General features: G+C 71.6%; 10 protein-coding genes. 1 reads left to right on the top strand and 9 read right to left on the bottom strand.

Annotation, left to right across the window (positions count from 1 at the left end):
* Nucleotides 1–285: 285 nt before the first annotated feature.
* Entirely contained in the window at nt 286–1293 is a 1008-nt protein-coding gene (locus ACFP2V_RS17035; RefSeq protein ID WP_381212424.1) for a stage II sporulation protein M, read from the bottom strand.
* 171 nt (nt 1294–1464) lie between these two features.
* Here ACFP2V_RS17035 and ACFP2V_RS17030 point away from each other — a divergent pair, with 171 nt between their 5' ends.
* Nucleotides 1465–2487: an RDD family protein gene (locus tag ACFP2V_RS17030; RefSeq protein WP_381212421.1), complete on the top strand. Its 1023-nt coding sequence runs from the start codon at nt 1465–1467 to the stop codon at nt 2485–2487.
* Nucleotides 2488–2519: 32 nt separating this feature from the next.
* Here ACFP2V_RS17030 and ACFP2V_RS17025 read toward each other — a convergent pair whose 3' ends face one another.
* The 8 genes from ACFP2V_RS17025 to ACFP2V_RS16990 all read right to left on the bottom strand — a co-directional run bounded on the left by ACFP2V_RS17025 (nt 2520) and on the right by ACFP2V_RS16990 (nt 12735).
* Nucleotides 2520–3134 carry a hypothetical protein gene (locus ACFP2V_RS17025; RefSeq protein ID WP_381212418.1) on the bottom strand — a complete coding sequence of 205 codons (615 nt, stop codon included), beginning with the start codon at nt 3132–3134 and terminating at the stop codon, nt 2520–2522.
* 181 nt (nt 3135–3315) lie between these two features.
* A complete protein-coding gene (gene ahcY / locus ACFP2V_RS17020) occupies nt 3316–4773 on the bottom strand; it encodes an adenosylhomocysteinase (protein WP_381212415.1) in 1458 nt (485 codons plus the stop codon).
* Nucleotides 4774–5139: 366 nt separating this feature from the next.
* The gene (locus ACFP2V_RS17015; RefSeq protein ID WP_381212413.1) at nt 5140–6114 is read right to left on the bottom strand and encodes a cation diffusion facilitator family transporter; all 975 of its coding nucleotides are present in this window, start codon (nt 6112–6114) and stop codon (nt 5140–5142) included.
* Nucleotides 6115–6258: 144 nt separating this feature from the next.
* Nucleotides 6259–7410, bottom strand: coding sequence for a mannose-6-phosphate isomerase, class I (gene manA / locus ACFP2V_RS17010; protein ID WP_381212410.1), 1152 nt, complete (start codon nt 7408–7410; stop codon nt 6259–6261).
* Nucleotides 7411–7540: 130 nt separating this feature from the next.
* Nucleotides 7541–8668, bottom strand: coding sequence for an SIS domain-containing protein (locus ACFP2V_RS17005; protein ID WP_381212407.1), 1128 nt, complete (start codon nt 8666–8668; stop codon nt 7541–7543).
* A gap of 97 nt (nt 8669–8765) precedes the next feature.
* Complete coding sequence (locus tag ACFP2V_RS17000; RefSeq protein WP_381212404.1) at nt 8766–8936, bottom strand: Trm112 family protein; 171 nt, start codon at nt 8934–8936, stop codon at nt 8766–8768.
* 628 nt (nt 8937–9564) lie between these two features.
* Nucleotides 9565–10929, bottom strand: coding sequence for a phosphomannomutase/phosphoglucomutase (locus ACFP2V_RS16995; RefSeq protein ID WP_381212401.1), 1365 nt, complete (start codon nt 10927–10929; stop codon nt 9565–9567).
* A 189-nt stretch (nt 10930–11118) separates the two neighbouring features.
* Nucleotides 11119–12735 (bottom strand): L-lactate permease, encoded by a 1617-nt coding sequence (locus ACFP2V_RS16990; RefSeq protein ID WP_381212398.1) that lies wholly within the window; start codon nt 12733–12735, stop codon nt 11119–11121.
* Nucleotides 12736–12801 lie beyond the last annotated feature (66 nt).

The following is a 12801-nucleotide window of genomic DNA, read 5'->3' as shown; positions in this document are numbered from 1 at the left end:
CTCGGGGTTTCGCCTTCCGGGTGTCCGCTTCCGCGTTTCCCTTTCCGGCGGTTCCGACTTTATCAGAAGTTTCGTGCCGGACTTGCCGGTCGAATTTTTCCGATTCATCGGGAGGGGCTTCGTCGAAATCTAAAGTCTCGAGAAGCAGTCAGACTCTCACCGTTGCCCCTGCGGGTCAGAACCCAGCTCCAGGCAACTGTTAAAATCTACCTCCCCGCTCGGTCCGTGTCAACGGTTCCTGCGGGGCGAAGAGGAGACTAGCAGCTGAACGGAGCTCCACGCACATCAGGCTGCCGTCGGCACGACGGCGCTGCGTTCGGCCGTCTCCAGGTCGCCGGTCTCACCGGCCCGGGCCGCGCGCCCGCCCAGGACATAGACGTAGGTCAGGAAGGCCAGCTCCGCGACGGCTCCGATGGTGATGCGGGCCCAGGTGGGAAGGCCGGACGGGGTGACGAAGCCTTCGATCGCGCCGGAGACGAAGAGGACCAGCGCGAGGCCGATCGCCATGGCCAGTGCGGCCCGGCCTTCCTCCGCGAGGGCCCTGCGCCGCGGGCGTGGCCCGGGGTCGATGAGGGTCCACCCGAGGCGCAGGCCGGTGCCGGCGGCGACGAAGACCGCGGTCAGTTCGAGGAGGCCATGGGGCAGAACCAGACCGAGGAAGGTGTCCAGCCGGCCCGCGGAGGTCATCAGTCCGAAGCCGACGCCCAGGTTGAGCATGTTCGTAAAGAGGATCCAGATGACCGGCAGGCCCAGGAAGACGCCCAGGATCAGGCAGAGGGCGGCGGCCCACGCGTTGTTCGTCCAGACCTGGGCGGCGAACGAGGCCGCGGGGTTGCTGGAGTAGTACGTCTCGTACTGGCCGCCGGGGCGGGTGAGCTCGCGCAGCTCGGCAGGTGCGGCGATGGATGCCTGGACCTCGGGGTGGGTTCCGATCCACCAGCCGAGGAGGACCGCGACGGCGGTGGACAGGAGTGCGGTGGGCACCCACCAGTGGCGTGCCCGGTACACGGCGGCCGGGAAGCTGTGCGAGAGGAAGTGCGTGACGTCCCGCCAGGATGCGCGCCGTGCCCCTGTCACAGCGCCGCGCGCGCGTGCCACCAGCTGGCTGAGTCTGCCGGTCAACTGGGGATCGGGGGCCGCGGACTGGATCAACGAGAGGTGAGTGGCCGTGCGCTGGTAGAGGAGGACGAGTTCGTCGGCCTCGGCACCGGTCAGCCGGCGCTGGCGCCGCAGCAGGGCGTCGAGGCGGTCCCACTCCGCGCGGTGGGCGGAGACGAAGACGTCGAGGTCCATCGGTGTGCCTGCTCCTCGGCTGTTCGTCGGCTCCCGCCGCGAGCTCTTCGGTCGTACGGACCGGCCGGCTCGGCGGTACGGGATGATCGGCTGGTCGTACTCCGGTGCGATGTGCCATCAGCTTGGCAGACTGGCGGTGTTCCGGGCAGGGCAGGGGAAGGGCGGGCGGACATGAGTGAGCTGGTGACGGGCGAGGCGGTGGCGTTGGAGCTGCGCCCCGCGAAGCTGCCCAGCAGAGCGCTGGCCGTGCTGCTCGATCTGGTCGCGGCGGTGACCCTCTATGTCGTGGTGACCATCGCGCTGGTGGCTGCCACGGCATCTCTGGACCAGGCGGCGCAGACGGCGATTTCCCTCGCGCTCTTTCTGTTGTTGCTGGTGGGTGGGCCGATCGCGATCGAGACGCTCACCCATGGACGGTCGCTCGGAAAGGTGGCCTGCGGGCTGCGGGTGGTGCGGGACGACGGTGGGCCGATCCGTTTCCGGCATGCGCTGGTGCGGGGCCTGATCGGTGTGATCGAGATTCTGATGACGATGGGCGTCGTCGCGTGCATCGCCTCGCTCGTGTCGTCGCGGGGGCGGCGGCTCGGAGACGTCTTCGCCGGGACCCTCGTCGTTCGGGAGAGGCTGCCGGTCGGTCCCGTGGGCTCGGTACCGCCGCCTCCGCCCTGGCTGGCCGGCCGGTTCTCGGGGCTCGATCTGTCCGCGGTACCGGACGGACTGTGGCTCGCCGTACGCCAGTACCTGACGCGGATGCGGCAGCTGGACCCGCAGGTGGGCCACGCGATGGCGGAACGGTTGGCGGCGGACCTGGCGGAGCGGACGGGGGCGCCGGTGCCGCAGGGCGTGCCGGCGGCGGCGTACCTGGCGGCGGTGGTGCAGGAGCGGCAGGCCCGGGACGCGCGGCGTGCCTTCGGGCACGGTGCGGGTGGGGCGGCAGTCATGGGGGGCGGGCCGGTCGGCACCTCCGGACCGGCGGGTACGTACGCCCCGCCGCCCGTCCATCGGGCGGCTCCGCCGACCGCATACCCCTCCGTTCCCGCTGCCCCCTCCCCTCCCGCCCATCCCGCCGGTTCTTCGAACCCTTCTGCTCCTTCTGCTCCTTCTGCGCCCAGTGTTCCCGCCATGCCCGCCACACCCGTGTCTCCTCCGCCTGCGGCCGAGGGGTCGTCGACCGGGTTCGTGCCGCCGGCGTAGGGCGCGTTCGGGGCGGCCGCCGGGGTTGTCGGTCAGTCGAGGGCCGAGGGGGGTGACTCGAGGTCCTCGAGTTCGATGCCGGGGGCCGCGAGGACCACGTCCCCGGAGAGGTGCACGGTCTGCTGCTCACCGGTGTCCAGGGCTGTGACCTGGTATTCGTCCACGGTCAGGGGGCCGCTGTCAGTGGCGTGTGCTTCTCTTTCCACCAAGGTCCAGGACTGGTCCACGGTGAGTGGGGCGAGCACCGGATCCGTGAAGGCGACGAGGCGTACCCGGGTGGCCGGGGCGGAGGGGGTGAGGCGCAGGAGACGGGCGGTGGCGATGAGGAACGCGGGTGAGGAACCGGTGAAGGCGTGGGCGCGCACATTGCCTTCGGTGGCGTGGGTTCCGGTGGGGTCGGTACGGACCCAGGTGACGCCGTCGAGGGCGGCGCCGCGGACCTGCCAGCTCGCGGCGTGCAGTTCAAGTCGGATGGGGCGGCCGAGTTCGTCGAGGGCGAGGTCGACCGAGCCCAGGTGATCGCCGGATGGGGCGGTGAGCCGGGAGACGTAGCGCCAGCCGGAGGGGCCGGGGGCGCATTGGAAGTGTTCTTCGGCGAGGAGGGTGTGATCGTGCGGATCGTGGAGCGAATAGCGGCCGCGGGGCATGGGAGTCCTGGGTCTTGACGGGCCGGCCCGGTCATTGGCCGGACAACGGGACAGGCCCCCGGCACGGGGGTGCGGGGGCCTGTCCCGGAGGGTCCTGCCGCCGGGGAGCGCGTCGGTGCACGGGCGCGCTCCCCGCGGCGGGAGCCTCGGCCCGGTGGGCGTCGGCTCCTCGGGCGTCGGCTCAGTAGCGGTAGTGGTCCGACTTGTACGGGCCCTCGACCGTCACACCGATGTAATCGGCCTGCTCGGGGCGGAGGGTGGTCAGCTTCACGCCGAGCGCGTCGAGGTGCAGCCGGGCGACCTTCTCGTCCAGGTGCTTGGGCAGCACGTAGACGCCGGTCGGGTACTCGTCGGGCTTGGTGAACAGCTCGATCTGGGCCAGGGTCTGGTCCGCGAAGGAGTTGGACATCACGAACGACGGGTGGCCGGTGGCGTTGCCCAGGTTCAGCAGGCGGCCCTCGGAAAGGACGATGAGGACCTTGCCGTCGGGGTACGTCCAGGTGTGGACCTGCGGCTTGATTTCGTCCTTGACGATGCCGGGGGTCTTGGCGAGGCCGGCCATGTCGATTTCGTTGTCGAAGTGGCCGATGTTGCCGACGATGGCCTGGTGCTTCATCTTGGCCATGTCCGAGGCCATGATGATGTCCTTGTTGCCGGTCGTGGTGACGAAGATGTCGGCCTTGTAGACGACCTCGTCCAACGTCGTGACCTGGTAGCCGTCCATCGCCGCCTGCAGGGCGCAGATCGGGTCGATCTCGGTGATGATCACGCGGGCGCCCTGGCCGCGCAGGGACTCCGCACAGCCCTTGCCGACGTCGCCGTAACCGCAGATGACGGCGGTCTTGCCGCCGATCAGGGTGTCGGTGGCGCGGTTGAGGCCGTCGACCAGGGAGTGGCGGCAGCCGTACTTGTTGTCGAACTTCGACTTGGTGACGGCGTCGTTGACGTTGATCGCCGGGAACAGGAGGGTGCCGTCGCGGTGCATCTCGTACAGGCGGTGGACGCCGGTCGTGGTCTCCTCGGTCACGCCGCGGATCTCGGACGCCAGCTGGGTCCACTTCTGCGGGCTCTCGCTCACCGTGCGGGTGAGGAGTTCGAGGATGACGCGGTGCTCGTCGGACTCGGCGGTGTCGACCGAGGGGACCTTGCCGTCCTTCTCGTACTCGACGCCCTTGTGGACCAGGAGGGTGGCGTCACCGCCGTCGTCCAGGATCATGTTCGGGCCACCGGTGGAGGTGTCCGGCCAGGTCAGTGCCTGCTCGGTGCACCACCAGTACTCCTCCAGCGTCTCGCCCTTCCAGGCGAAGACCGGGATGCCCTGCGGGTTCTCGGGCGTGCCGTTCGGGCCGACGGCGATGGCGGCCGCGGCGTGGTCCTGGGTGGAGAAGATGTTGCAGGACGCCCAGCGGACCTGAGCGCCGAGGGCGGTCAGGGTCTCGATGAGGACGGCGGTCTGCACGGTCATGTGCAGGGAGCCGGTGACACGGGCGCCGGCCAGGGGCTGTGCCTCGGCGTACTCCTTGCGGATCGCCATCAGACCGGGCATCTCGTGCTCGGCGAGGGTGATCTCCTTGCGGCCGAAGGCGGCCAGGGAGAGGTCGGCGACCTTGAAGTCCTGTCGGTTGTCGACAGTCGTCATGAAGAGCTGCTCCTCGGGGTGTGGGTCGAGGTGGGTACGGCTGTTCTGCGCGGCGGCGGACACAGGGGTGCCCCGGGGAGGGCACAGGCATGCCCGCGTGCGCGCAGCGCAGTCCGTCGGAGGCCCTCTCTCCCTCGGCCGGTCCGCAGGGGGACCGCCCGACCGCCATCAGCAGCGACGTCTGGCTCCGTCCCAAGCTACACCGACGGACGTGGCCGTCCCCAGCCGGTTGCCGAACACATCAGGCCGAACACGGAGGGCGATGAAGCGCAACGACCACCGGGCCCGGTGGTCGTCACCGGTCGGTGGTCGTAGCCGATCAGGGGGTGTGCCGGCCGGTGGGGCCGGGGCCGGTCGGGTGCGGGCTCAGTGTTCCGTCGGGGCCGGGCCGCCCGGGGTGGCCGCGGCGTCGGCGCCCTTGGCGGCCTCGGTCTCGCGGTAGATGTCGGGCTCCAGGTAGATCACGCGGGCGATCGGGACGGCCTCGCGGATGCGGGACTCGGCGGCGTCGATGGCGGCGGCGACCTCCGAGGCCGTGTCGTCGTGCCGTACGGCGATCTTCGCGGCGACCAGAAGTTCCTCGGGGCCGATGTGGAGGGTGCGCATGTGGATGATGCGGGTGACGGTGTCGCCGTCGACGACGGCGGCCTCGATCTTCCGGGTCTCCTCGGCACCCGCGGCCTCACCGAGCAGCAGCGACTTCGTCTCGAGCGCGAGGACAACGGCGATCAGGATCAGCAGGACGCCGATGCACAGGGTGCCGATGCCGTCCCAGACGCTGTCGCCGGTGAGCAGGGCCATGCCGACGCCGCCGAGGGCGAGGACGAGGCCGATGAGGGCGCCGAGGTCCTCCAGGAGGACGATCGGCAGCTCGGGGGCCTTGGCGTGGCGGACGAACTCCTTCCAGGAGCGCTCGCCGCGCAGTGCGTTGGACTCCTTGATGGCCGTGCGGAAGGAGAAGGTCTCGGCGGTGATCGCGAAGACCAGCACGCCGACCGGCCAGTACCAGTGCTTCAGTTCGTGCGGGTGCGCGATCTTCTCGTAGCCCTCGTAGAGGGCGAACAGGCCGCCGACCGAGAACAGCACGATGGAGACGAGGAAGGCGTAGATGTAGCGCTCGCGACCGTAGCCGAAGGGGTGTTGCGGGGTGGCCAGCCGCTGGGCCCGCTTGCCGCCGACCAGCAGCAGGGCCTGGTTGCCGGAGTCGGCGACGGAGTGCACGGATTCGGCGAGCATCGATGAGGAACCGCTGAAGAGGAACGCCACGAACTTCGCTATCGCGATCGCGGCGTTGGCGGCGAGTGCCGCAACGATCGCCTTGGTTCCGCCTGACGCGCTCATGTGTCCGCGTTGTCCCTTCGTCCACCGTGCACGGGCCCGGGTCGGCGCCTTCGTACGCCGCCCGGGCGTTGACCGTGCTGTAACGGGGGGACATTGTTGCAGCACGGTCGGGCTGCGGTGGGCCGGATCGTCGTCACCGGGTGGTCAGGCGACGACCGTTGCCCTGAACAGTGTTCCGGTACCGGATACTTCGGCCTTTTCGCCTGCGGGGACGAACACGGAGGTGCCCGGGGACAGCTGGTGCTCGCCCGCGCGTACGGAGCCGGCCGTGCAGAGCAGGATCTGGGGGGCGGCCAGGGTGAGGTCGCGGGTGGTGCCGCCGGCGGGCAGGACGTAGCGGGAGAGCCGGAACTCGTCGGTGGGGGTGTCGTAGAGCTCCTCGCCGTCCGGTGCGGCCTCCGGGCGCAGCACGCCGGGGTCGCCGGCCTCGAAGCGGACGATGCGCAGGAGTTCGGGGACGTCGACGTGCTTGGGGGTCAGTCCGCAGCGCAGGACGTTGTCGGAGTTGGCCATGATCTCGACGCCGAGACCGTTCAGGTAGGCGTGCGGGACGCCGGCGCCGAGGTAGAGGGCCTCGCCGGGCTGGAGCCGGACGTGGTTGAGGAGCATGGCGGCGATGACGCCGGGGTCGCCCGGGTAGTGGTGGGCGATGTCGGCGTACGGGGCGTGTTCGCCGCCGAGGCGGTCGCAGGCGGCGGCCGCTTCCGTGACGGTGCGGGCCATCTCGTCGCGGTCGGCGGTGAGGATCGCGGTGAGGACCTCGCGCAGGGCCGCTTCCTCGGGGTGGGCGTGCAGCAGGTCGACGTACGGCTTGAGGGAGTCCACGCCGAGGGCATCGAGCAGTTCGGCGGCGCGCAGCGGGGCGCGGAAGCCGCAGAGGCCGTCGAAGTCGGTGAGGGCGCAGACCAGTTCGGGCTTGTGGTTGGCGTCCTTGTAGGTGCGGTGCGCGGCGTCGGCGGGGACGCCACGTCGTTCCTCGTCCGCGTAGCCGGCCTTCGCCTGGTCCAGGTCGGGGTGGACCTGGAGGGACAGCGGCGCGCCGGCGGCGAGGAGCTTGAGGAGGAAGGGCAGGCGCGGACCGAACTTCGCGACCGAGGCCGCGCCGAGTTCCCGCTCCGGGTCGGCGTCGATGACCTCGGCGAGTGTGCCCCGGCCGGTGCGCGAGGGCGCGCCGGGGTGGGCGCCCATCCACATCTCCGCCTGCGGCTCACCGGTCGGTTCGACGCCGAGCAGTTGGGCGATGGCGGTGGTGGAACCCCAGGCGTAGGGGCGGACGGTGTTGTCGAGGCGATCCATGGGGTTCTCTCTGGGGCGTTCGGCAGGTTCTCGGCGAAGGGCAGGGCGGACGCCCCGCAGAAGTCCCGGTCAGGACGTCCGGGTCGGGACGTCCCGGTCAGGACATCCCGTGGGGCTGTCCTTCGCATGATCAGGCTCTCGAAGTGAGCGCCAGGTAAACGGCGGCGAAATCCGTGACGGCGATCAGCTCGGCGAGGGTCTCCAGATCGCCGCCCTCCTCCGGTTCGAGTTCGCTGATCGGTGTGTCGTGGCCGAGGGCCATCTCACGGGCGGCCGGGGCGGCGGTGAGGCCGCCGATCGGGCGGTCGCGGAGCAGTACCACGCGCGCGTGCAGGGCGGGGGTTTCCTCCACGCGGTCGCGGAAGAAGTCGTTCGGGTCGGCGCGGCCGGCGAGCGGGCCGGCCAGCAGGGCGCTGTGCGAGCCGAGAGCCTCGGGGAGTTCGGCGACGACGGCGGGGGTGCCGGACAGTTCCGCGAGCGCGGTGGCGAAGCGGCGGCCCGCCGGGCCGGCCGAGGTGCCCTCGGTCCATACGATGGGCAGCGCGTCGGCGAGTTCGGCGGCCAGGGTCTTGGCGGGGTTGCTGTAGGTGGCGATGGCCGGGCCGCAGCGTTCGGCGATGCGGTCGAGGCGGTCGGCGACCTTCTCCAGGGCGTCCGGCGGGGCGGTGAGCAGGCCGACGCGGTCCAGGAGCGCGAGCAGCGGGGTGAGTAGCGCCCACAGAACTCCGGGGGCGGAGGCGGCGAGGGGTTCGTCCTGCTCGTAGGACGTGGTCGCCATGGGGACGAACAGGCCGTGGGAGCCGCTGACCGTGTCGGCGAGCGGGGTCCGGGCGGGGGCCACGGCGACGACGGCGCAACCGCGGCGGTAGGCCTGTTCGGCGAGCAGGGACAGGCCCGGCTCGGTGCCGTCCGGGGTGGCGATCAGGAGCAGGTCCACGGAACCGGCCCAGCCCGGCAGCTCCCAGCGCAGCGCGCCCGCGGCGGGGGCCACGCCGGTGGGCGCGAGCCGGGTGACGGGACTGCCCGCGCCGGCGAGGGTGCCGATGAGGTCGGCGGTCTGGGTGGCGGCCGCGCCGGGGCCCGCGATGAGAACGGCGCGGGGACGACCGTCGGGTTTGAGGTCGTGGACACCGGCCTCGGCCGCATGCCGCGCGGCGGTGCGGACACAGGCGCCCGCCTCGGCGGCGCCGCGGAGCAACCCGCGGCGGTCGGCCTCGGCGAGGCCCTCCGGTGAGTCGAGCAGCGATTCGTCGAGCATGGGGCGGCTGCCTCCGATCGGCGGGGCGGTCGGTACGCGGGGGGCGGCGGTACGCGGAGCGGCGGGTCGCTGGTGCGCAGGGTCGCCGGATCGTCGTTTACGCGGGGCGGCGGGCCTCGTCGACGAGGAGGACGGGGATGCCGTCACGGACCGGGTACGCCAGGCCGCACTCCTGGTCGGTGCAGATCAGCTCGTTGTCCTGCTCCTTGAGGGAAGAGTGGCAGGCCGGGCAGGCGAGGATCTCCAGGAGGCCGGTTTCCAACGGCATGGGGTGATTCCCTTCGGGGCGGGCGTATGCGGATGCGCCTGGTCAGGGTACCGCCGGTGGGCGGCACGGCGGGCGAGCAGCGGATGTTGGGGCCGGTGCCCCGGTCCGGCGGGGCACGCGGTGGCCGCCGGGTACACGCTCACGGGCCCGTTCGTGGGTGCCGGACGCGGGACCCATTGTCCGGACACGGCCCGCCCATTGTCCGGACACGGGCCGCCCGTTGCCGGACACGGGCCGCCACGGCTTCGGGACGAGCGGCTTGCGCGATGCCCGACATGACTGTGCGCGCGGCAGGCCGATGCGCCCCGGCAGTCACACGGGGGCCGGTCCGTGGGGCACGCTCACGTGCCGGTCCTCGCGGAGCCCGGCCCCGGCGACGCGGATGTCCTCGCGGCGGGGCCGGTAGCCACGCCTCTCCCGGTTTCAAGGCCCGCGCCTCCCCCGCACGGTGCGGACGCCCGACCACCCGCAGCAACGCGGAAGCCATCGGGGGCGGCCCCGGCCGGTCGCACCGAACGGACGGTCCGCAGGCCCCACGCGGGCCGGCCCTCGCGGCACCCGATGCCCGGCGGGCGCAGGCGCCGTTGCAGCGTGCCGTACGGGCCGCTCATCTGTCCGCGGGCCCGGATCAGCCTCGGATGACGGCCAGGGCCTCGTCGCGGATCCTGGTCATGGTGGCCTGGTCGCGGGCCTCCGCGTTCAGGCGCAGGAGGGGTTCCGTGTTGGAGGGGCGGACGTTGAACCACCAGTCGGCGGCGGTGACGGTGAGGCCGTCCAGTTCGTCCAGGGTGATGCCGTCGCGGCCCTCGTACGCGGCCCTGATCGCGGCGAGGCGGGCCGACTGGTCGTCGACCGTGGAGTTGATCTCGCCGGAGCCCGCGTAGCGGTCGTACTGGTCGACCAGGGCGGACAGGGTGCCCTGCTGGCCGCCGAGGGCGGCGAGGACGTGCAGGGCGGCGAGCATGCCCGTGTCGGCGTTCCAGAAGTCGCGGAAGTAGTAGTGCGCCGAGTGCTCGCCGCCGAAGATCGCGCCGCTGGTGGCCATCTCGGCCTTGATGAAGGAGTGACCCACGCGGGTGCGTACCGGTGTGCCGCCGTTCTCCTCGACGACCTCCGGCACCGACCAGGAGGTGATCAGGTTGTGGATGATCGTGCCCTTGCCGCCGTTGCGGGCGAGTTCGCGGGAGGCGACCAGGGCGGTGATCGCGGACGGGGAGACCGGTTCGCCGCGCTCGTCGACGACGAAGCAGCGGTCGGCGTCGCCGTCGAAGGCGAGACCGAGGTCGGCGCCCTCCTCGCGAACCCGCCGCTGCAGGTCGACGAGGTTGGCCGGGTCGAGCGGGTTGGCCTCGTGGTGGGGGAAGGTGCCGTCGAGTTCGAAGTACATCGGGACGACGGTGAGCGGCAGGCCGGCCAGGACGGAGGGGACGGTGTGGCCGCCCATGCCGTTGCCCGCGTCGACGACGGCCTTCAGGTGCCGGATGGAGGTCAGGTCGACGAGGGAGCGCAGGTGTGTCGCGTAGTCGTCCAGCGTCTCGCGCCGGGTGACGGTTCCCGCCGTGGCAGCCGGCTCGGGGGCGCCCGACTCGCTCCACTTCTCGACGAGTTCGCGGATCTCCGTCAGGCCCGTGTCCTGGCCGACGGGCGCGGCGCCCGCGCGGCACAGCTTGATGCCGTTGTACTGGGCCGGATTGTGCGAGGCGGTGAACATCGCACCGGGCAGGTCCAGGGCGCCGGAGGCGTAGTAGAGCTGGTCCGTGGAGCAGAGGCCGATCTCGGTCACGTCGACGCCTTGGGCCGCGGCGCCGCGGGCGAAGGCGCCCGACAGGCCGGGCGAGGAGGGCCGCATGTCGTGTCCGGTGACGATGGCGCTCGCTCCGGTCACGCGCGCGAAGGCGGCGCCGAAGAGTTCGGCCAGGGACTCGTCCCACTGGTCGGGGACGACCCCGCGTACGTCGTACGCCTTGACGATCTGTGACAGATCAGCAGTCACGGCCAGCCCTTCCGGAGGTCCTGTCGGTCACCACAAACTACCCGCAGAGGGTGACACTCCGCTGCGGGCAGTCCCGTGGTGACCGGCGGGCCCCGTGCCCGGGGGCGACCGACCGGACCCGTGCCCGGTGGCGACCGACCGGGCCCCTGTCCGGCGGCGACCGACCGGACTCACGGACGCCGCCTCGGGTCAGGGCAGCATCCACCCGAGCACGAAGGTGCTCTGCCCCACCACGATCAGACACATGACGAACAGCAGGCCGAGGCTCCAGGGCAGCACCTTGCGCAGCAGGTCCCCTTCCTTGCCCGCCAGTCCGACGGCGGCGCAGGCGATGGTGAGGTTCTGCGGCGAGATCATCTTGCCGAGGACACCGCCCGAACTGTTCGCGGCCGCGAGCAGGTCGGGCGGCAGTCCGGACTCCCGTGCGGCGGTCACCTGGAGGGCGCCGAAGAGCGCGTTGGCCGAGGTGTCCGAGCCGGTGACGGCGACGCCGAACCAGCCGAGGACGGGTGACAGGAAGGCGAGTCCGGCACCGGCGGCGGCCACGAAGTAGCCGATCGTCGCCGCCTGGCCGGAGAGGTTCATGACGTAGGCGAGCGCCAGCACCGAGGTCACCGTGAGGATCGCGAACCGCAGTTCGTACACGGTCGCGAGCCATTCCCTGACCGCCACGCGCGCGTGCAGGCCGAGCACGACCGCGGTGGCCACGCCGGCGAACAGGACGAGGGTGCCGCCGGTGGAGACGACGGGCCAGGTGAACACGTTGGCGCCGACCGGTTCGCCGTTCGGCGCGGCGACGTCGAGGAGGGGCCAGTCGAACTTCCGGGTCGCCCCGGCCAGCCAGTCCTTGACCACCGGGATCTGCGCGACGGAGAAGATCACCACGATCAGCGCGTACGGGGCGTACGCCCGCACGACCTCGCGGCGGGGGTCCTCCTCGTCCAGCTCCTCGCTGCGCGCACCGGTCAGCACGGAGGTGCGTACGGCCTCGGAGGCGGGCATGCGCGAGTGCGGTACGGCGACCAGGGCGCCCGCGCCGGCCAGGGCCGCGGCGATGTCGGCGAGTTGCGCGGAGACATAGTTGGAGGCGACGAACTGGGCGATGGCGAAGGCGACTCCGCAGGCCGCCGCGGGGATCCAGGTGTCCCGCAGCCCGCGCCGCCCGTCCACCAGCCAGACCAGCACCAGCGGCACCACGAGGGCGAGCAGCGGGGTCTGGCGGCCGACGACGGACGCCACCGAGTCCAGCGGCAGGCCGGTCACCTGGGCGAGCGTGACGACCGGCGTGCCCATGGCGCCGAACGCCACCGGCGCGGTGTTGGCGACGAGCGCGACGACGGCGGCCCGGACCGGGTCGAAACCGAGGGCCACGAGCATCACGGCGGAGATTGCGACGGGGGCTCCGAACCCGGCGAGCGCCTCCAGCAGTGCCCCGAAGCAGAAGGCGACGACCAGGGCCTGGATCCGCGGGTCGTCGGAGAGCCGTCCGAAGGAGCGGCGCAGGATGTCGAAGTGCTGGGTGCGGACCGTCATCCGGTACACCCAGAGCGCGTTGACGACGATCCACATGATGGGGAAAAGGCCGAAGACCGCTCCCTGGACGGCGCTGGAGAGTGTCTGGTCCAGAGGCATGCGGTAGGCCAGGCAGGCCACAAGAACGGCACCTAACAGGCCGATCAGGCCCGCCAGGTGCGCTTTCATGCGCAGGCCGCCGAGCAGGACGAGGACGATCACGAGGGGCAGCGCCGCCACGAGGGCGGACAGACCGAGTGAGTCGGCGACGGGTTCCAGTTCCTGGACGTACACGGACGCGCCTCCTGGATTCCGCAATGCGGAGGAAGAATCTCGCTACGTCCTCGGAATGGTCGTGTC

Origin of the sequence: Streptomyces incanus (genome assembly GCF_042656345.1) — a bacterium.
In the GTDB taxonomy this organism is placed as follows: domain Bacteria; phylum Actinomycetota; class Actinomycetes; order Streptomycetales; family Streptomycetaceae; genus Streptomyces; species Streptomyces incanus.
The sequence above is the reverse complement of the archived record's forward strand: the minus strand, read 5'-3'. Positions and strand labels throughout refer to the sequence as shown.